We start from the raw sequence: 19,132 nt of genomic DNA, 5'->3' as shown, positions 1-19,132 counted from the left end.
CCGGCGGCAACGGTCACGGTTCGGTTGCAACCGGGCCCCTTGGGAACTTTCGCAGCGGCCCCCACGTGGGAATTGGTAGCGTAACCACAAGCTCATCACCCACACCCACATGGAGGAATCCCGCAATGGCACTTGGCGGCAACCCGATCTTCAACGGAAAGAGTTTCCGTGGAGCCACCCAGGCACCGCCTGTCCCGCAGGCTCCCTACGGCGCTCCCTACGGCCAGGCGTCGTACGGCCAGCAGCCCTATGGCCAGCAGCCCTACGGCCAGCAACCGTACGCTCAGCAGGGCTGGGGCACGCAGCCCCAGAGCATGACCGACGAACAGCTGCGGCAGATGTACAGCCAGCCCTCGGCGGGCCCCGCGGATACTGGCCGGATGACGTTCGACGACGTCATCATGAAGACCGCTGCCTGCCTCGCCGCGGTGATTGCCGGCGCAGCAGTCACCCTGGTGGTGGCGCAGGGCCTGGCTTCCATGCTGATGATCGTCGGCGCCCTGGGCGGCTTCGTCCTGGCATTGGTGAACACCTTCAAGAAGCAGCCGTCGCCGGCGCTGATCCTGGCCTACGCCGCATTGGAAGGTCTCTTCCTCGGCGGCCTGACCCGGATCCTGGATGGCATGTTCCCCGGCGTCGGGCTGCAGGCAGTTGTCGGCACGCTTTCGGTGTTCGCCGTGACCCTGCTGCTGTTCAAGAGCGGGAAGGTCCGCGCCACCCCGAAGGCCATGCGGTTCTTTATGATCGCCATCATCGGCTATGCCGTGTTCTCCCTGGTCAACATGGTGATGATGTGGACAGGCGTCCTGCAGCAACCCTTCGGCATGCGCAGCATTGAGATCTTCGGCATCCCGCTGGGCGTCTTCATCGGACTGCTCGCCATCGGCCTCGCAGCCTTCTCGCTGATCATGGACTTCACCAGCATCGAAGAGGGCGTCCGCAACGGTGCCCCGCAGCGCTTCTCCTGGACGGCGGCCTTCGGCCTGACCGTCACGCTGGTCTGGCTGTACGTGGAGATCATCCGCCTGCTGGCCATCCTGCGCGGCGACGACTAGGCACTCCGGCAACCTCCCGCCGTCGTACGTTAACCAACTGTGGGCCCCACCAAACTGGTGGGGCCCACAGCCGTTAAAGCGCTCCAGACGGACCGCGCCTGCCTAGGCGATCCGCATGGCGCCGGCGGCAGGGGAGACGGTGAAGATGTCCGGCGCCGCGAAGCCGGCGTCTGCGAAAGCCTTGACGACGGCGTCACGCACCTTCTGTTCGGCGTCCAGCGGCGTCAGCGCAATAGCCGCCCCGCCGAAGCCGCCCCCCGTCATGCGTGCGCCGATTGCCCCATTGGCACGGGAGGTGTCCACGGCAAGGTCCAGCTCCGGGCACGAGATTTCGAAGTCGTCGCGCATGGAGGCGTGGCTGGCGTCCAGCAGGGGGCCGATGGCGTCGGGACCCGGGCCGCCCAGCAGATCCACGGTCTGGAGCACCCGGTCGTTCTCGGTGACGACGTGCCGGACGCGACGGAATGTGACCTCGTCCAGCAGCCCGCTGGCTTCCTCAAGGTCCGCCACCTTCAGGTCCCGCAAGGCCTGCACCCCCATGACCTCCGCGCCCAGCTCGCAGGATGCGCGCCGCGAGGCGTAGCCCCCGTCGGCGTGGGAGTGCGACACCTTGGTGTCGATCACCAGGAGCACCAGGCCGGCGGGACCGGTCTCAAACGGGACCAGGCGCGCCGTCTGGTCCCGGCAGTCCAGGAACACTGCGTGGCCTTGTGAACCGCGCAGGGACGCGGACTGGTCCATGATGCCGGTGGGTGCCCCGACGAAGTCATTTTCGGCCCGCTGGGTGGCCAGCACCATGTCCTCGGCCTCCAGTCCGGCGTCCGTGAGGTCGTTCAGTGCGGTGATGACGGCACATTCAATGGCGTGCGACGACGACAGGCCGGCGCCGAGCGGAACGTTTGAGTCCAGGAGCAGGTCCAGTCCGGGGACGTCGATGCCCCGTTGCCGCAGCGCCCACACGACGCCCAGGGGGTACTTGGTCCAGCCCTTTGCCGTTCCCGGCTGCAGGGTTTCGAGATTGGTGCTGACCACCCCCTGGTCGCCATACGTGGACAGCAGCCGCATGGTGGCGTCCTGGCGCACGGCGACGGCCACCCGCGCGGTGCGGTCGATGGCGAAGGGCAAAACGAAGCCTTCGTTGTAGTCCGTGTGTTCGCCGATGAGGTTGACCCGCCCGGGCGCCTGCCACACGCCGTCGGGAGCGCGGCCGAATTCCTGCTCAAAGCGGGCGCCCAGGTCCTGCGGTGTAGCACCTGCGGCCTGGCTGTTGTCCTGGTTCCGGGTGCTCACGCGGAGGCTCCTTCCGGGGTGGCCGCGAGGGCGGCAGCAGGCGTGGACGACGGTGGGACGGCAACATTGCGGAGCCGTTCCGCCACGCTTTCGGGAGTGGTGTCATTGATGAAAGCGCCCATGGCTGCCTCCGACCCTGCCAGGTACTTCAGCTTGTCGGCTGCCCTGCGCGGGGAGGTCAGCTGCAGGTGGAGGTATCCTGCCGGCCGCAGGACGTCATCCAGCGGGGCCTGGTGCCACGCGGAGATGTAGGGAGTGGGCGTGGGGTACAGGGCGTCAACCCGCTTGAGCAGGTCCAGGTAGACATGCGCCAACTCATCCTTCTCCTCCCCGTCCAAGGCCGCGAGGTCGGCGACCTGGCGGTGCGGCACCAGGTGGATTTCCAGGGGCCACCGGGCTGCGAAGGGCACGTAGGCGCTGAAGTGCGTTCCTTCCAACACCATCCTGCTGCCGTCGTCCCGCTCGGCCCGCAGCAGCGAACCGGTCAGGGTTTCCCTGCCGTCCGTTGCATCGTAATACTTCCGGGCCGCCGCACCCAGGACGCCGGCGCGGGGCGTGACGTAGGGGTAGGCGTAGATCTGGCCGTGCGGGTGGTGCAGCGTGACGCCGATGTCGGCGCCGCGGTTTTCGAACGGGAAGACCTGCTTGATCCCCGTCATGGCACTGAGGGCAGCCGTGCGGTGCGACCAGGCTTCGATCACGGTCCGGGACCGCTCCTGGCTCAGCCCGCTGAAGGATCCCGTGTGGTCCGGGGTGAACGACACGACCTCGCAGCGGCCGTATGCGGGGCCCTTCGTTCCCCAACCGGCATGCTCGGGAACCGGCCCGAGCGCCGGTCCCAGGGAGGGGAACCGGTTCTCGAAGACCACCACGTCATAGTCCGCGGCAGGAATCTCCGAAGCATTCCCGGGAGTGGTGGGACAGATGGGGCACTGGTCTGCCGGCGGAAGGTGGGTACGGGCCTGGCGGTGCGCGGCAACGGCCACCCATTCATCCGTCAGCGCATCGAAGCGGACCTCGCCCGGTTCGCCCCGCGGCGGCAGGCCGCGATGATCGGTGGTGAGGTGCCCGGCGCGGGAGGTGCTGGTGCCGGCGTCGTCGAAATACATCAGCTCCCGGCCGTCGGAGAGTCTGGTGCTGGTAATCCCTGTCATGCAAAAAGTTTGGCACAAGCGATCAGAAAAGAATAGTTAACAACAAAAAGTAACAAAGTTCGGGATGGAGGTGAGGCACCGCCCGTTGTACGGTAATCCCCATGACTGCCTCTTCCCCACAGGAAACCTCTGTTGCATCCACCCGGACCTGCGCCACCGGCAGGCAATACGAACTGCGCCGGGGCGATGCCCTGGCCGTAGTCACCGAGCTCGCCGCGGGGCTGCGCTTGTTCAGCCGTGGCGGTGTCCTGCTGACCGAGACTTATGGGGACGACGAGATCTCCCCGGGCGGCGCCGGCATCACGCTCGCCCCCTGGGCCAACAGGGTGGAGGACGGGCAATGGTTCCTCGACGGCAGGAAACAGCAGCTGGACATCACGGAAGTGTCCCGCAACAACGCCAGCCACGGCCTGCTTCGAAACGCCGGCTATGCCCTGGTGGGGGAGTCCCCGCACGCCGTGGCGCTGGAAGCGGTCGTCTTCCCGCAGCACGGCTATCCCTTTCTGGTACGGCACCGGGTGGACTACCAGCTTTCCGAGGACCTCGGGCTGCGCGTCCGGCAGACCCTCACCAATGACGGTACGGCGGCAGCGCCTTTCGTCCTCGGCGCGCACCCCTACCTGCGGGTCGGTGACACTCCGGTCGAGGAACTGAAGCTGACCGTTGCCGCCGACACCCGTCTGGTGACCGATGAGCGCTTGATTCCGCGCAGTTCGGCCCCGGTCGACGGGGACGTTGACTTCCGTTCCGGCCGGCACGTCGTGGACCTGGCAGTGGATGTGGCCCTGACGGACCTCCGGTTTGAGGGCGGCGTGGCCCGGCACACCCTTGCAGCCGGTGACGGCAGCGCTGTGTCGCTCTGGCAGGACGAATCCTGCCGGTACGTCCACATCTTCGTGAGCACTGTGTATCCGGGCCGGACCCGGGCCGTGGCGGTGGAGCCAATGACGGGGCCGGCCAATGCATTCAACTCCGGTGACGGCCTCCGGTGGCTGCCTGCAGGGGAGTCCTTCAGCATGGAATGGGGGATCGACTACGCAGCCGGCGCGGCACGGTAGTTTGCATTGGGCCACCGCTGGGGAAGTATGGGGATATGACGCCAAAAGAGGACGACGTTACCCTTGCCCACACAGCACCGGTCCAACCGGCTCCCGCGCCGGCACCGGCCGCGGCCGCACCCCTGAGGGTCCTGACGGACCGTGAGCTGGACAAGGACATCCCGTACGGCATCCGCATCGCAGCTTCCTGGTCATGGCGGCTCGGCCTGATCCTCCTGATGGCGGGAACCCTGGTGTGGCTGCTTAGCCACATCACCCTCCTGATCATTCCCATCATGGTGGCCGCACTCCTCGCCGGACTGCTCAGCCCGGTCACGGCATGGCTGAAGAGGCGGGGGCTTCCCGCGGGTCTGGCCGTCGCAGTGACAGTCCTTGGCTTCATCGGCGTCATCGCCGGTGCACTGGCCCTGGTGGGCAGGCAACTGGTGGTCGGTTTCGGCGAACTGTATTCCCAGGCGCTTGAGGGCGTCCGGCAGGTCCAGGACTGGCTGTCCGCCGGGCCCCTGCACCTGACCGCCACCCAGATTGACCAGTACGTCAAGGAAGCCACCGACGCCCTCCAGAACAACAGCAGCAGCATCCTCAGCGGCGCCCTGTCCTTCGGGAGCACCGCCGGACACTTCGCAGCCGGGATGCTCCTCTCGCTGTTCATCCTCATATTCTTCCTCCTGGAGGGAGACCGAATCTGGGCCTTCCTGGTAAGGATGCTTCCCCGCAAAGCCCGGGCCGCCACGTTCGGCGCCGGCCACAAAGGCTGGGCATCGATGGTCAGCTACGCGCGCATCCAGATGTTCGTCGCCGCTGTCGATGCGCTGGGCATCGGCGTCGGCGCCGCCATCATTGGTGTACCGCTCGCGCTTCCCCTGGGCGTGCTGGTCTTCCTCGGCTCCTTCATCCCGGTGGTGGGCGCCCTGGTGACCGGCGTCGTTGCCGTCCTGCTGGCACTGGTGGCCAACGGTCCCGTCAACGCCCTGATCATGCTGGGCATCGTCCTGCTGGTCCAGCAGCTCGAGGGCCACATCCTGCAGCCCCTGGTCATGGGCAAGGCAGTCTCGCTCCACCCGGTGGCAGTAATCCTCAGCGTTGCGGCCGGTTCCTACCTCGCCGGCATCCCCGGGGCGCTGTTCTCGGTACCCATCCTGGCCGTAGCAAACTCGGCCGTTCGCTACATTGCGGCCAGAACGTGGGAACATGAACAGGTGCCGGTTATTGCCGGAAGGCCCATCACAGCCGGAGCGGGCGGGGACAACACCATCGAGGACGTTGAGCCGCCGTCTGCATCCGACGCCGGGAACGGCCGGGCGGCAGGCACTTCATCCGAACACCGTGATGCCCGCACCGCCTCTCCGGAGGGCGGCGGGGCAGAACCCAAAGGAGAGTAGTCCGTGAAGATCCTTGAAACCCTTCCCGTCACACTGGACGATGTCCTTGAGGCGCAGAAGCTGCTTGACGGGATCATTGCGCGCACGCCCGTGGAATCGTCCCGGGCGCTGGGGGGCATGGTGGGCGGCGACGTCCATTTCAAATGCGAAAACCTGCAGCGCGCCGGCTCGTTCAAGGTCCGCGGTGCCTACGTACGGATGGCCCGGCTCTCGCCGGAAGAGAAAAAGCGGGGCGTGGTGGCGGCGTCGGCCGGCAACCACGCACAGGGCGTTGCCGTTGCCGCCAAAAGCCTTGGCATCAAGGCCCGGATCTACATGCCGCTGGGCGTAGCACTGCCCAAGCTTGCCGCCACCCGCAGCCATGGTGCCGAAGTCATCCTGCACGGGCACAACGTGGACGAGGCGCTCGCTGAAGCCCAGCGCTACAGCGATGAAACCGGCATGGTCTTCGTCCATCCGTTCGACAATGTGGACGTTGTGGCGGGCCAGGGGACCGTAGGCCTGGAAATCCTTGAACAGGTCCCCAACGTCGACACCGTCCTCATGGGCGTGGGCGGCGGCGGGCTCCTGGCGGGAGTCGCCGTCGCCATCACGGCCCGCGCACGGGAACTCGGCCGGGAGATCCGCATCATCGGTGTCCAGGCGGAGAACGCCGCCGCGTACCCGCCCTCGCTTGCCGCTGACGCCCTGGTACCGCTGAAGCGGGTCTCCACCATGGCGGACGGCATTGCCGTGGGACGCCCCGGACAGCTGCCTTTCAGCATCATCCGCGAGCTGGTGGATGACGTGGTCACCGTCAGCGAGGACTCGCTGGCCCGCGCGCTGATCTTCCTGCTCGAGCGGGCCAAGATGGTGGTGGAACCCGCCGGCGCAGTGGGCGTGGCCGCCCTCATGGACGGCAAGATCGAGAACCCGGGCTCCACGGTGGTGGTCCTCTCCGGCGGAAACATCGACCCCATGCTGATGCTCAAGGTCATCCAGCGCGGCCTCTCCGCCGCAGGGCGCTACATGACCGTTCGGATGATGCTTGATGACCGCCCCGGCTCCCTGGCAACCATTGCCCGCATCATCGCCGAAAATGATGCCAACGTCACCGGCCTGGACCACACCCGGGTGGGTGGATCCATCAGCATGGGCGATGTCTCGATCACCGTGAACCTGGAGACCAAGGGCCACCAGCACGGTGAACAGGTCCTCAGCGCCCTCCGTGCCGAGGGCTTCCAGCCCATCGTTGTGCACTAGGAGCGGCCATGGCCGGACTGGGCAGCGGACTGACGGGTAACGGAGGCGGCCCGGCGCGGCAAACCATCGCCGCGCGCGCCAAGGGCGGCCTGGTGGTTCTGGGCGGCTTCGTGGCCCTGCTGTTCGCCATCGAGGTGGTCAACACGCTGATGATGGGCGCCCTCACGCGGACCTTCGGCCTGCGGCCCAGGAGCGCTGACGGGCTGCTGGACATCTTCACCTTCCCGCTCCTGCATGCCAACCTGAACCATCTGCTGTCCAACAGCCTGCCCCTGGTCATCTTCGGCTTCCTCGTGTTCCTCTCGGGGCTCCGCGTGTTCCTCACTGCGCTGGCCTTCAGTTGGCTCGGCAGCGGGGTCACCGTCTGGCTTATCGGCAACGGCGTCACGGTGGGCGCGTCCGGCCTGGTCTTCGGGCTCTTCGCGTTCCTTCTGGTGCGTGGCTTCTTCAACCGCAGCTGGCGGCAGATCCTGCTCGCGGTGGTCCTCTTCATGGGGTACGGGAGCATCCTGCTCGGTGCCTTGCCCTTCGTGGCAGGCTACGTCAGCTGGCAGGCGCACCTGGGCGGTGCCGCGGGCGGGGTAGTGGCGGCCCTGCTGCTTCGTCCGCGCCTCCCTGCGCTCCCGCGCCAGTCCTGACCGCCGGTCCTCCCCGGCGGCGCGCCCGGGCAGTCCTTGCGGCGCAGACAGAAAAGCGGCGGCCGTCCCCGTGGGGACGGCCGCCGCTTTGGCCGGACCGGCCTGCTGCTTGTCCTGGCGTTACCCGGCGTAGGGCTTGGCGGAGAGGATCTCCACCTTGATGTCCTTGCCGTTCGGCGCAACGTAGCTGAGGGTCTCGCCCTCCTTGTGCCCCAGGATGGCCGCACCAAGGGGCGACTTCTCGCTGAAGACATCCAGGTCCGAGTCGCCGGCGATTTCGCGCGATCCCAGCAGGAAGGTCTCCTCATCCCCGGCGATCCTGGCAACCACGAGCATGCCGGGCTCAACGATGCCGTCATCGGCAGGCGCTTCACCCACATGGGCGTCCCGGAGCAGGACGGTCAGCTGGCGGATGCGGGCTTCAATCTTGCCCTGCTCCTCCTTGGCCGCGTGGTAGCCCCCGTTTTCCTTGAGGTCCCCCTCTTGCCGCGCTGCTTCAATCTTCTGGACGATCTCCGCCCGGCCTGCGCCGGAAAGGTGGTCCAGCTCTGCCTTCAGGCGGTCAAAAGCTTCCTGGGTAAGCCAGGCTGCAGATGCGCTGTTGGTGGTAGACACGGACTTCTCCTCTAGTGGTCTTACATGCAAAAGACCCCGCCACGGTGGCCACTTGTGGAACAGTAACCAGCTCAGCGGGGTAAAGGTATCTCTCCATTGTAGTCAATCCCTTGGAGATAACCCAACAATCAAGCGTCGCGCATCACATCCCTTAGGACTCCCCGCCGGGAATCCAGCAGCTGTCCACCACTCCGGACACGGACGCCGACTCCGTGCGCAACGTGACGCGCTGGGCAACTGTCCTGCCGCCGTCGGGCGTTGAGTCCGCCGCCGACGGCGGGATGTCCACCACCTTCCAGCCCACCACGGCAAACTTGGCGTCCAGCGCCTTCACGGCGCACTTGACGGGCTTGGCCGGTTCCCGGGTCACCTGGAAATCGACCTCGGCGAGGGTGGCATCGGTGGTGCTGTACCCCACGTCCTTGAACGTCACCCCGGAGAGCGAATTGGACGTGGTCACCCAGGCCAGGAACCCGATCCCCACGGCCAGCGCGACGCCGATGGCCAGCCGGGCGGCCCTGGGGGAGAGCCGGCGCTTTTTAGCACCATACCGATTGGCTAGGCTAGTGTCTGCGGGCGCGGATTGGGCCGGCTGGTCCGGGGAAGTCACCAGACCAGTTTAGTGCCCTTTCCGCCGGCGCTTTCGCGGTGGCACCAGCTGCCGGCAAGGCGCTGCGCCCGCCGCACCACCCGTATGCTGCCCCAGAGCCGCGATAGACAAAATTAAGGAGCCGTCCCCTCCATGACAGCGCCCAGCAAATCCCAGGTGCCGCTCCGGCTGCTCGCGGTCCACGCCCACCCGGATGACGAATCCAGCAAGGGTGCTGCGACCATGGCCATGTATGCATCCACCGGCGTGGACGTCCTGGTGGCAACCTGCACGGACGGCTCCCGCGGCGACATCCAGAACCCGGCAGTTGAAGGTGAGCCGCATCCCAAGCGGGACATGGCCGGCGCGCGAAGGCTGGAGATGCAGCGGGCCGCCGCCATCCTGGGCATCCGCCAGCGCTGGCTGGGCTTTGTGGACTCCGGCCTCCCCGAGGGTGACCCGCTCCCGCCCCTTCCGGCCGGCTCCTTCGCCACCCTGCCCCTGCAGCAGGCGGCCGCGCCCCTGGTCCGGCTGGTCCGGTCCTTCAAGCCGCACGTCATCCTCAGTTATGACGAGAACGGCGGCTACCCCCACCCGGACCACATCATGGCCCACCGGGTAGCCGTGGAAGCGTTCGAGGCAGCGGGGGATCCGGAACGTTACCCGGACGCGGGGGAGGCCTGGGAGCCCAGCAAGCTCTATTACGACCGTGCCTTCAGCCCGGAGAGGTTCCGGGCACTGCACTTCGCGCTCGAAGAGGCGGGTCTGCAGTCCCCGTATGCCGAGCGCCTGGCTGCGTGGCTGGAGTCCGATGCGGAGGGGCACACGCCACCTCCTGCCGCGCACCCCACCACCACCCAGGTGGACTGCGGCGACTTCTTCGAAATGCGCGACGACGCACTGCGCGCCCACCGCACGCAGGTGGACCCGCTGGGGTTCTTCTTCGCGGTTTCCCCGGACATGCAGCGCCGGGTCTGGCCCTGGGAAGATTACTCCCTGATCCACTCCCGGGTGCCGTCCGAGCTCCCCGAGAAGGACCTGTTCGCCGGGCTAAGATAGACAGGCAGGCCATTTCTATCTTGCGTAGAAGACAGGTGCGGCGACGGGCCGTTCCGTCCGCATCCTGCTGCATCCGTTCCACCAGAAGGTATTAACCGTGCATTCTCTGCTCCTCAGCCTCACCACCACGCCGAGCCCGCTGCCCACTCCGACGCTCCGGGACGGAATATCCGAGGACCAGGTAACGCCGGGCCTTCTGGGGTTTATCATGACGGCCTTCTTCGTTGTGGCCACCGCCCTGCTCATTGTGGACATGGTGCGGCGGATCCGCAGGGTCCGCTACCGCGCCCAGGTGGAGGAGGAACGCCTGGCCGCCGCTGCCGCGGCAGACGTGGACGCCGCAGACGCCCAGGACGGGCTCGACGACGGCACCCGCCAGGCAGCGCCGGACGACAACGGAAACGGCCCGGCAGACGGGCTTCCGCGGCCCCGCGAATAAGAGGGTCCCGCCGCCGGGGCGGCTTTAGGCAAGGACCGCCAGCGCGATCGCCACGAAGTGGGCCGCGAAGGCAAACACGGTGAACGCGTGGAACAGTTCGTGGAAACCGAAGTGGTGGTAGCTGAAGTTGGGCTTCTTGAGGGCGTAGAAGACAGCGCCCGTGATGTAGAGGACGCCACCCACGCAGATCAGCACAGCTGCCGGAATGCTGGCCTGGAAGAACTGCGGCAGGTAGAACAGCGCGCCGCAGCCCAGCGCGATGTAGATCGGCACGTAGAGCCAGCGCGGCGCATCAGTCCAGAGCAGCCGGAACAGCACTCCGAGGATGGCCCCGGCCCAGATGACCCACAGGAGCACCACTGCCTGCTGTCGTTCCAACAGGGTCCATGCCAGCGGTGTGTACGTGCCGGCGATCACCAGCATGATGTTCGTATGGTCCAGCCGCTTCAGGACGAGCTTGACCCGCGGGGACCAGTTGCCGCGATGGTAGACGGCGCTGACACCGAACAGCAGAACGCCGGTGGCAGCGTAGATGGCAGAGGTGACCCGGCGGTCAAGCGTGGGTGCGAGGACAACCAGGATGATCCCTGCGGCAAGGGCCAGCGGGGCCGTGACGGTGTGGATCCAGCCGCGCCACTTGGGCTTGATCATCAGTAGTTCCGCCAGGCGGACCGCGGCATCATCCACCGCGCTGGACTCCGGATCCGGGCCGGGGTTTCGGTCCTCGGGCCGGGGTGCCGGGGAGGCCTGCGGGGAGTCGCTGTTCATGGCACCAGAATAACTTACGGGCCGGTAAGTTACCGCTCAGTAACATCCCTTTGGGTCCGGTCCTGAGGTCCTGCCCGTCCCGGGGCGTCCCGGGCGGTAGCCTAGGATGTGGATGTACGTACGGCAGGAAAGTCAGGTGAGTGGACGCGTGGAGTTGCCCGGGTTCCTCTATGGCTATTACGAGCGCCGGCTGCTCAAGGACCTCCCGCGCGACCGCATTCCCCGGCACATAGGTGTCATGGTGGACGGAAACCGGCGCTGGGCCAAGCAGTTCAATGCCCCCACTGCCCAGGGCCACCAGGCGGGAGCGGACAAGATCCACGAATTCCTGGGCTGGTGCCAGGAGCTCGGGGTCAAGGTGGTGACGCTGTACATGCTCTCCACGGACAACATGAACCGCTCCAGCGAGGAACTGGACCTCCTGATGGGGATCATCGCCAACACCCTGGACCGGCTGGATGAAGACGCGAACATCTCCGTGCATGCCATGGGTGCCCCTGAACTGCTTCCGGACTACCTGGCTGAGCGGCTGAACAAACTCACGGCCAGGACTCCTGTGCGGGAAAAGATCCACGTCAATGTGGCGGTGGGGTACGGGGGCCGCAGGGAGATTGTCGACGCCGTCCGTGAACTCCTGCATGACGCCGTCGCCAAGGGCATGGATATTTCCAAGCTTGCCGATGACCTGTGCGTCGACGACATCTCCCGGTACCTGTACACGCGGGGCCAGCCGGATCCGGACCTGGTAATCAGGACGTCGGGGGAGCAGCGCCTCTCCGGCTTCCTGATGTGGCAGAGCGCCTACAGCGAGTTCTACTTTTGCGAGGCCCTGTGGCCCGCCTTCCGGAAGGTCGACTTCCTCCGCGCCCTGCGGGACTACGCCGGGCGGCAGCGGCGCTTCGGCACCTGAAACCCGCGGTTCATCACGAGTTCATACGTCCGCCGGAGAAATCGCCGCCAAATAGTTGCGGAAATCACCCGGAGTGGATTTACGTTATATCCATCAGCAGGCAAAACCGCCGGCTGATCGGGGAGGCCAGTACATGGAGCGAAACATCGCACCGGGTGTATGGGAGGCCGGATCCGGCCTCGTGGCCGAGCCGCCTCACCACTAACAATTCCGGGCTGGCGCCCGGGGCTGGAGTCGATGTGGCTACTTCTGAACAACTGCCCGAGGTCCTGGTTGGACAGGGCGGAAAAGCTACCTCTCGCGCCGAGCGAGCCACCTCTGTGACCGGCGCAGCAACTGATGCTGCGGCCGGTTTTGCTGTCTCCGGAAGGGAAGCCGACATCCACACCTTCGTCATTGACACCTCCGTCCTGCTCTCCGACCCGCGGGCACTCCTGCGGTTCGCCGAACATGAGGTGGTGGTCCCCGTCGTGGTCATCACCGAACTCGAAGCCAAACGGCACGATCCGGAACTGGGTTATTTCGCCCGGAACGCCCTGCGGCTCCTGGACGACCTCCGGGTCAAGCATGGCGGCCTGAACCAGCCCCTTCCCATCGGGGATGAGGGCGGCACCCTCATGGTGGAACTGAACCACATCTCCGCAGAGGTGCTCCCGCTGGGCTTCCGCAGCGGGGACAATGACAGCCGCATCCTCGCCGTCGCCAAGAACCTGGCCAACGAGGGGCGCAACGTCACGGTGGTCTCCAAGGACCTGCCCATGCGCGTCAAAGCCTCCGCCATGGGGCTAACCGCCGACGAGTACCGCAACGAACTGGTCAAGGACTCCGGCTGGACCGGCGTTGCCGAAGTCGAGGCGGACGAACAGGACATCGCCACCCTCTACGGCCACGAACCCGTCTTCATCCCCGCCGCCGCGGAACTGCCCGTCAACACCGGGCTGGTGCTGCTCTCCAACCGTGGTTCCGCACTGGGCCGGGTGGGCGCCGACAAGCAGGTCCGCCTGGTCAAGGGCGACCGTGACGTGTTCGGCCTCCACGGCCGTTCCGCCGAACAGCGGCTGGCCATCGACATGCTGATGGACCCGGGCGTGGGCATCGTATCCATCGGCGGACGCGCCGGCACCGGCAAGTCGGCACTGGCCCTCTGCGCGGGCCTCGAGGCTGTGCTGGAACGCCGCGAACACCGCAAAGTGATCGTCTTCCGGCCCCTCTTCGCGGTGGGCGGCCAGGAACTCGGCTACCTGCCGGGGTCGGAGTCCGAGAAGATGAACCCCTGGGCGCAGGCAGTCTTTGACACCCTGGGCGCCCTGGTCAGCCAGGAAGTAGTGGAAGAGGTCATGGACCGGGGCATGCTCGAGGTCATGCCCCTCACCCACATCCGCGGACGTTCCCTCCACGATGCCTTCGTGATCGTCGACGAGGCCCAGTCCCTCGAAAAGAACGTCCTCCTCACCGTTATGAGCCGCATGGGCCAGAACTCCAAGATCGTGCTCACCCACGACGTCGCCCAGCGTGACAACCTCCGCGTGGGGCGCCACGACGGAATCGCCGCCGTCGTCGAAACCCTGAAAGGACACCCGCTCTTCGGCCACATCACGCTGACCCGCTCGGAACGTTCACCGATCGCGGCCCTGGTGACGGAACTCCTGGAGGGCTAACGGGGGTGCGTGGGGCACCCTTCCTCTGCGTGCTGGCTCGTTCCTCGCCTTTGACGCACGCTGCCGGAAGGCTGCCCTACGCACAAGCGGGGTTACGGGCCTTCTCGTAGGAGCGCATCGCGGCGCATCGGCAACCGTAGGTCGCCCAGCGACCGAAGGTAGCCCTATGCGCTGTGTCTAAGCGACGGAGAAGGACCGTGGCCCCGCGTACCCAGCCAAGGACAGGCACTCATCGCACATCGAGGAACTTTGCCACCGCCTCCTGGCCCTCGACCTGGAGGGACCACTCGGGGCGTTTGAACGTGTCCGGGGTGAGGCGGACGTGCTGGAGTGTTTCGACCTTGGTGCCCCAGGCTTTGCGGCTGGTGCCGTTCAGTTCGTAGCCCAGGGAACGGGAGACGCCCAGGGAGGCGCTGTTCCACGCGGCGGCCTCCGACTCCGCGACCTCCGCGCCGAGCCAGTCAAAGGCCCACAGGACGACGGCGGCACGCATCTCCGTGCCCAGTCCCCGGCCCTGGACTGACTTTTTGAGCCAGGAGCCGGTGGTGACAGTCTTCAGCACCGCGAAGTCCTTGGCACCAACGTCCTGGCACCCGATGAACTGGCCTTCGTGCCAGATGCCCAGGAGCAGCGTCCAGTGCTCCGGCGTGAACTCCCCGCGGCAGCGCCAGTACCAGCGGGCCATGTTGGGGCCCAGCTCGTCGCCGGGCAGCTCGGTCCACGGCGTGCTGAACGGGTTCCTGGCGGGCTCGTGGATTCCGCTGCGGGCGGCGTCGACAGCCGCCGGGATGTCCTGGTCGGTGATGGGCCGGAGCTCCAGCCGGGGCGTGCTCAGCCTGAGGTCGAACAGGGGCCAGATGGAGCTCATCGTCGTCATCCGCGAAGCCTAGCCGACCGGGACCGGGAGGACCTGTCACGTTCAGGCGGGAATGTCCCAGCTGATGTGCCGGCGGACGTCGGTGAGGTTCATGGACTGGGCCAGGAACAGGTCATCCAGCATGTACTCGTCCACGGCGATGATCCGGATCCAGTGGCCATACCCTTCCGTTTCCGGTTCCAGCGACTGGCTGGACACACAGACACCGGTCCCCACGTCTACGCGCAGCAGGGACCGGCCGGGCAGGCACAGGGGAGTGGCAGGATCGGCGGGGCGGTAGGCGGCGTTGGGGACTACCACCGCTTCAATGACGGGCCGGCCCTCGTGCCCGGAATACCGCGCCTCCCGGATGTCCAGCGCGTTGCTGCCGGGAAACTCGATGGGCACCGGGGCGTTGCCTGCGAGCTCCACGGGGTCCAGCGCAGCCGAGAAGCGGCCGTTGCCGAATCCGGGCTCGCCGTAGGCGGCCTCGGGGCGGCGGCGTACCAGCCCGGCGTCGTCATAGACTGGGGTGACCAGGTGCGGGGGGAGGAGCCAGGACTTGCGCGTGGCGCTGACATAGAAGACGTCGCGGGAATCATTGATGCCCGTGGTGCTGTGCAGGACAAGGCGCTCGGGGCTTTCCAGGCGGAGCGCGCCCGGACGGCGCAGCCAGGCGCGGACGAACGGGGCGCCCGGGGCGGGGGCCGACGCAAAGGCCTGGTCCCAGTACTCAAACCGCATTGACTGCCACTTCCAAGGGGAGGAGCGGCAGAGGTTCCGGAACATGGCGGCCAGGTCCGCCGGGGAGGCAGGTGATTCCGGAACCGGGCTGCGCCGGGAGTCCCAGGTCGACATATCCACATTTTACGCGGGGGCGCTACGGCGGGAATGGGTGGATCCAGTAGCATCCGAGGGGTGATCGGACGACTCGGTGAACTCTGGCAGCACACCCCGCTTGCCTTCTGGCTGGTGCTGGCGGCCTGCCTCTACTTTGCGGTGATGGCGGTGCGGCTGACCATCATCGACGTCCGGTACCACCTTTTGCCCAACCGGATCGTCTTTCCGTCCTATGCGGTGGCCGGCGTGCTTTTGCTGGCGGCAGCCGCCGTTGCCTGGGCCAGCCCACTTTCGGCGGCCGGTGACACCACTGGGATCCTGTCGGCCCCTGCCCTCCGCGTGGTGGCCGGAGCCGGGATCCTGTGGCTGTTCTACTTCGTCCTCCGCTTTGTGTACCCGCCGGGCATGGGGTTCGGCGACGTCAAACTCGCAGGAGTGCTGGGCATGTACCTCGGCTATCTCAGCTGGGGACACCTGTTCGCGGGGACCTTCCTGGCCTTCCTGCTGGGCGGCCTGTGGTCCGTAGCCCTTCTTGCAGCCCGGCGGGGGACTTTGAAATCGTCCATCCCGTTCGGGCCGTTCATGCTCGCCGGGGCCGCAGCCGCCATGCTGCTTCCCGCCTGAGCGGCGGGGCGTCCGCTTGGTGATTGGATAGGCTGGCGCTGTGCCTGCACCCGAATACGTCCTGAAGCTCCGCAAGAAGATCGGTAACGATCCCATCTGGGTTCCCGGTGTGCGGGGCGTGGTGGTGGATGACGCCGGCCGGATCCTGCTGGCCCAGCGGGCGGACAACGGCCAGTGGGCGCTGGTCAGCGGCATGCTGGACCCCGGCGAGCAGCCGGCCCGCGGGCTGATCCGTGAGATCTTCGAGGAAACGGCTGTGGTGGCCGAGGCAGAGCGCGTGGTGTCGGTTGGCGCTGTGGGGCCGGTCACGTATCCCAACGGTGACGTCTGCGAATTCCTGGACGTCGTGTTCCTGTGCCGCTACGTCTCCGGCGAAGCCAGGGTCAATGATGACGAATCCCTGGCTGTCGGCTGGTTTACCCTTGATGACCTTCCCGACCTGATGCCCGGGCACCTCACCAGCATCCGCCAGGCGCTGGCACCTTCCGCAGCCGTCCACTTCGAGCCCTAAAGGCTGCCGCGACGGCGGTCAGCGGCCCTGGGAAACCAGCTCGCCGTCGTCGTCCTTCACAACGTCCCCGTTACGTCCGGCTTCCGCGTCCTCGGCGGCGGCGGCGGGAAGCCCGGCGGCGAGCCGCTCTGCCTCCTCGCCGCCCACGGCCTCACCGCGGGCCACCATACCGGCGGTGTCGGACAACGGGATCTGCTTCAGCGTGAGGGCCAGCAGCAGGGCGACGGCTATGAAGGGGAGCAGGTACCAGAACACGGGCGCCAGGGAATCGGCATAGGCGTTCACGATGGCGTCGCGCAGCTGTTCCGGGAGTTGGCTGAGTGCCTGCGGATCCAGGGTCCGCGTGGACTGCCCGGCCTGCTCGGCGGAGGCGCCAGCGCCGGTAAAGGCGCTGGTGAGGGCCTCGGACAACCGGGTGGTAAAGATCGAGCCGAACACGGCCACGCCCATGGCGGCCCCCACTTCGCGGAAGTAGTTGTTGGTGCTGGTGGCGGTGCCGATCTGGTCGGCCGGTACGGAGTTCTGGACCACCAGGACCACCACCTGCATGATCAGGCCCAGGCCGGCGCCGAAGACGAACAGCTGCAGGCAGATGACCCAGATGGGGGTGCTGGCGGCAAGGGTGGTCATCCAGAGCATGGCGGCCATGGTGAAGACGGCGCCCAGGATGGGGAACATCTTGTACTTTCCGGTCTTGGAGATCCGGATGCCCGAGTAGATGGAGGTGCCCATGAGCCCGGCCATCATGGGGAGCATGAGGAGCCCGGACTCTGCGGCGGACGTGCCGGAGGACATCTGCAGGAACGTGGGGACGAACGCGATGGCGGAGAACATGCCCAGGCCAAGGGTGAAGCCGATGGCCGTGGCGTTGATGAAGATCCGGTTCCGGAACAGGCTCAGCGGGATGATGGGGTCCTCGGCGCGCCGCTCCACCATGATGAAGGCTGCCGCGGACACGAGCAGCCCCGCACCAAACGCCCAGGTGAGGGGCGAATCCCAGCCCTCGTCCTTCTTGCCGCCAAAGTCGGTGAAGAAGATCAGGCACGTGGTGGCGGCGGACAGCAGGACGACGCCCAGGACGTCGATCCGCTTTTCCGCCTTCTTGTTGGGCAGGGTCAGGGCGAACCAGGCGATGGCGAAGGCGGCCAGGCCAACCGGGATGTTGATGTAGAAGGCCCATTCCCAGGTGAGGTGGTCCACGAAAAAGCCGCCCAGCAGCGGGCCGGCCACGGCCGAGAGGCCGAAGATGGCACCGAGCGGGCCCATGTACTTGCCGCGCTCCTTGGCGGGAACGATGTCGGCGATGATCGCCTGGGAGAGGATCATGAGCCCGCCGCCGCCCAGGCCCTGAACGGCGCGGAAGATGACGAATCCCCAGAAATCGGTGGCCAGGGCGCAACCCACCGACGCGAGCGTGAAGAGCGCGATGGCCATCAGGAACAGGTTGCGGCGGCCCAGGATGTCACCGAACTTACCGTAGATCGGCATCACGATGGTGGTGGCCAGCAGGTAGGCGGTGGTGATCCAGGCCTGGTGCTCCACCCCGCCAAGCTTGCCCACGATGGTGGGCATGGCCGTGGAGACAATGGTCTGGTCCAGGCTTGACAGCAGCATTCCGGCGATCAGCGCGGAGAAGATGATCCAGATGCGTTTTTGCGTCAACAGCAGGGGCCCTGCCGGCGCCTTGGTGGTGGCGGTACTCATGATTGTCCTTCTGCTGCGGTGGTGTCAGTGGTGTTGAACGGTTGTGAAAACAGGATGCTGGCGGCGGAAATGTTCTCCAGCAGCAGGTCCGGGTAGCTGCGGGTGTTGCCGTCGGAGAAGTAGGCCATGCTGCTTTTGCGCGCGATGGTGCTGAGCAGGACCACGGCCATCTGCACCACCGGGTGGTCGGCGGCTACTCCTTCACGCCGGGCAACGTCCCGGGCGAACTGGGCCTCGCGCTGCTCCGTGACGCCGATGATCCTGAGGATGAGCTGCGGTTCCTTGCGGACCACCCCGATGAGCTGCCGGGTGTCTTCCTCCGAGGCCGACATGTCTTCGGCCAGGCGCAGGGAGAGTGTCACCAGGTCCCGGAAGAGGGTGGGGGAGATCTGTCCTGCCGGTGATCCGGCTCCGCCGGCAACGAACTCCTCGATGACGTCGGACGGGATGTCGTCGTCCGCGTGGCCGATGATGGCGTCTTCCTTGGTGGGGAAGTAGTTGAAGAAGGTCCGGCGGGAGATGCCCGCGGCCTCGCACACTTCCTCCACGGTATATCCGTTGAGTCCGCGTTCAGCCGTCAGGGTCCGGGCAGCCGAGGTGATGGAGCTGCGGGTGGCCGCGCGCTTGCGCTCACGCAGGCTGTCAGAAGTTGCACTATCAGTCACAAAGTAAATTTTTGCACTAAAACATCTGGAGTGCAAACTTCAGTTGCCGACCTGCAGTTGCCTTAAAGTACGACG

The 19,132-nt window shown here is 66.5% G+C and carries 20 protein-coding genes; 11 read left to right on the top strand and 9 right to left on the bottom strand.

The features are described from left to right. Positions 1-125 precede the first annotated feature (125 nt). Entirely contained in the window at positions 126-1,055 is a 930-nt protein-coding gene (locus PUN51_RS07965) for a Bax inhibitor-1/YccA family membrane protein (RefSeq protein ID WP_275180424.1), read from the top strand. A 102-nt stretch (positions 1,056-1,157) separates the two neighbouring features. Here PUN51_RS07965 and galK read toward each other — a convergent pair whose 3' ends face one another. After that, positions 1,158-2,345: a galactokinase gene (gene galK / locus PUN51_RS07960; RefSeq protein ID WP_275180423.1), complete on the bottom strand. Its 1,188-nt coding sequence runs from the start codon at positions 2,343-2,345 to the stop codon at positions 1,158-1,160. Further along, entirely contained in the window at positions 2,342-3,499 is a 1,158-nt protein-coding gene (galT, locus tag PUN51_RS07955; RefSeq protein ID WP_275180422.1) for a galactose-1-phosphate uridylyltransferase, read from the bottom strand. The genes galK and galT overlap by 4 nt, the downstream gene beginning before the upstream one ends. A gap of 101 nt (positions 3,500-3,600) precedes the next feature. On the opposite strand from galT, the gene PUN51_RS07950 reads away from it, so the two are divergent. The 4 genes from PUN51_RS07950 to PUN51_RS07935 are packed head-to-tail and all read left to right on the top strand — an operon-like array spanning position 3,601 to position 7,819. Next, positions 3,601-4,557: an aldose 1-epimerase family protein gene (locus PUN51_RS07950; RefSeq protein WP_275180421.1), complete on the top strand. Its 957-nt coding sequence runs from the start codon at positions 3,601-3,603 to the stop codon at positions 4,555-4,557. 35 nt (positions 4,558-4,592) lie between these two features. Next, the gene (locus PUN51_RS07945) at positions 4,593-5,939 is read left to right on the top strand and encodes an AI-2E family transporter (RefSeq protein WP_275180420.1); all 1,347 of its coding nucleotides are present in this window, start codon (positions 4,593-4,595) and stop codon (positions 5,937-5,939) included. Positions 5,940-5,942: 3 nt separating this feature from the next. After that, positions 5,943-7,181 (top strand): threonine ammonia-lyase, encoded by a 1,239-nt coding sequence (ilvA, locus tag PUN51_RS07940; RefSeq protein WP_275180419.1) that lies wholly within the window; start codon positions 5,943-5,945, stop codon positions 7,179-7,181. A gap of 8 nt (positions 7,182-7,189) precedes the next feature. Then, entirely contained in the window at positions 7,190-7,819 is a 630-nt protein-coding gene (locus tag PUN51_RS07935) for a rhomboid family intramembrane serine protease (protein ID WP_159632539.1), read from the top strand. A gap of 120 nt (positions 7,820-7,939) precedes the next feature. On the opposite strand, the gene greA is transcribed toward PUN51_RS07935, so the two are convergent. Next, on the bottom strand, positions 7,940-8,434 hold the full coding sequence (gene greA / locus PUN51_RS07930; protein ID WP_159632538.1) for a transcription elongation factor GreA: 495 nt from the start codon (positions 8,432-8,434) through the stop codon (positions 7,940-7,942). Positions 8,435-8,585: 151 nt separating this feature from the next. After that, positions 8,586-9,044, bottom strand: a complete 459-nt coding sequence (locus PUN51_RS07925) for a DUF4307 domain-containing protein (RefSeq protein ID WP_159632537.1) — start codon at positions 9,042-9,044, stop codon at positions 8,586-8,588. Positions 9,045-9,176: 132 nt separating this feature from the next. Between PUN51_RS07925 and mca the strand changes: the two genes are divergently transcribed. Further along, positions 9,177-10,082, top strand: a complete 906-nt coding sequence (gene mca, locus PUN51_RS07920; RefSeq protein ID WP_275180418.1) for a mycothiol conjugate amidase Mca — start codon at positions 9,177-9,179, stop codon at positions 10,080-10,082. A 97-nt stretch (positions 10,083-10,179) separates the two neighbouring features. Beyond that, a complete protein-coding gene (locus PUN51_RS07915; protein ID WP_275180417.1) occupies positions 10,180-10,521 on the top strand; it encodes a hypothetical protein in 342 nt (113 codons plus the stop codon). A 24-nt stretch (positions 10,522-10,545) separates the two neighbouring features. On the opposite strand, the gene trhA is transcribed toward PUN51_RS07915, so the two are convergent. Next, on the bottom strand, positions 10,546-11,289 hold the full coding sequence (gene trhA / locus PUN51_RS07910) for a PAQR family membrane homeostasis protein TrhA (RefSeq protein ID WP_374114922.1): 744 nt from the start codon (positions 11,287-11,289) through the stop codon (positions 10,546-10,548). 148 nt (positions 11,290-11,437) lie between these two features. Between trhA and PUN51_RS07905 the strand changes: the two genes are divergently transcribed. Together PUN51_RS07905 and PUN51_RS07900 are read left to right on the top strand one after the other, a co-directional pair. Continuing rightward, the gene (locus PUN51_RS07905; RefSeq protein WP_159635666.1) at positions 11,438-12,199 is read left to right on the top strand and encodes an isoprenyl transferase; all 762 of its coding nucleotides are present in this window, start codon (positions 11,438-11,440) and stop codon (positions 12,197-12,199) included. A 239-nt stretch (positions 12,200-12,438) separates the two neighbouring features. Next, positions 12,439-13,857 carry a PhoH family protein gene (locus PUN51_RS07900; RefSeq protein ID WP_159632534.1) on the top strand — a complete coding sequence of 473 codons (1,419 nt, stop codon included), beginning with the start codon at positions 12,439-12,441 and terminating at the stop codon, positions 13,855-13,857. A 229-nt stretch (positions 13,858-14,086) separates the two neighbouring features. Here PUN51_RS07900 and PUN51_RS07895 read toward each other — a convergent pair whose 3' ends face one another. Both PUN51_RS07895 and PUN51_RS07890 read right to left on the bottom strand, forming a co-directional pair. Beyond that, the gene (locus PUN51_RS07895; RefSeq protein WP_275180416.1) at positions 14,087-14,734 is read right to left on the bottom strand and encodes a GNAT family N-acetyltransferase; all 648 of its coding nucleotides are present in this window, start codon (positions 14,732-14,734) and stop codon (positions 14,087-14,089) included. A 42-nt stretch (positions 14,735-14,776) separates the two neighbouring features. Further along, entirely contained in the window at positions 14,777-15,571 is a 795-nt protein-coding gene (locus PUN51_RS07890) for a hypothetical protein (RefSeq protein WP_275180415.1), read from the bottom strand. A gap of 60 nt (positions 15,572-15,631) precedes the next feature. On the opposite strand from PUN51_RS07890, the gene PUN51_RS07885 reads away from it, so the two are divergent. Further along, positions 15,632-16,177, top strand: coding sequence for a prepilin peptidase (locus tag PUN51_RS07885; RefSeq protein WP_275180414.1), 546 nt, complete (start codon positions 15,632-15,634; stop codon positions 16,175-16,177). Between the two features lie 40 nt (positions 16,178-16,217). Beyond that, the gene (locus PUN51_RS07880; RefSeq protein ID WP_159632530.1) at positions 16,218-16,688 is read left to right on the top strand and encodes an NUDIX hydrolase; all 471 of its coding nucleotides are present in this window, start codon (positions 16,218-16,220) and stop codon (positions 16,686-16,688) included. Between the two features lie 18 nt (positions 16,689-16,706). Here PUN51_RS07880 and PUN51_RS07875 read toward each other — a convergent pair whose 3' ends face one another. Together PUN51_RS07875 and PUN51_RS07870 are read right to left on the bottom strand one after the other, a co-directional pair. Next, the gene (locus tag PUN51_RS07875) at positions 16,707-18,392 is read right to left on the bottom strand and encodes an MDR family MFS transporter (RefSeq protein WP_275180413.1); all 1,686 of its coding nucleotides are present in this window, start codon (positions 18,390-18,392) and stop codon (positions 16,707-16,709) included. Then, a complete protein-coding gene (locus tag PUN51_RS07870) occupies positions 18,389-19,057 on the bottom strand; it encodes a TetR/AcrR family transcriptional regulator (protein WP_275180412.1) in 669 nt (222 codons plus the stop codon). The genes PUN51_RS07875 and PUN51_RS07870 overlap by 4 nt, the downstream gene beginning before the upstream one ends. Positions 19,058-19,132 lie beyond the last annotated feature (75 nt).

This window comes from Arthrobacter sp. NQ4 (genome assembly GCF_029077345.1).
Classification (GTDB): Bacteria; Actinomycetota; Actinomycetes; order Actinomycetales; family Micrococcaceae; genus Arthrobacter.
This window is presented reverse-complemented; position numbering and strand designations above follow the sequence as displayed.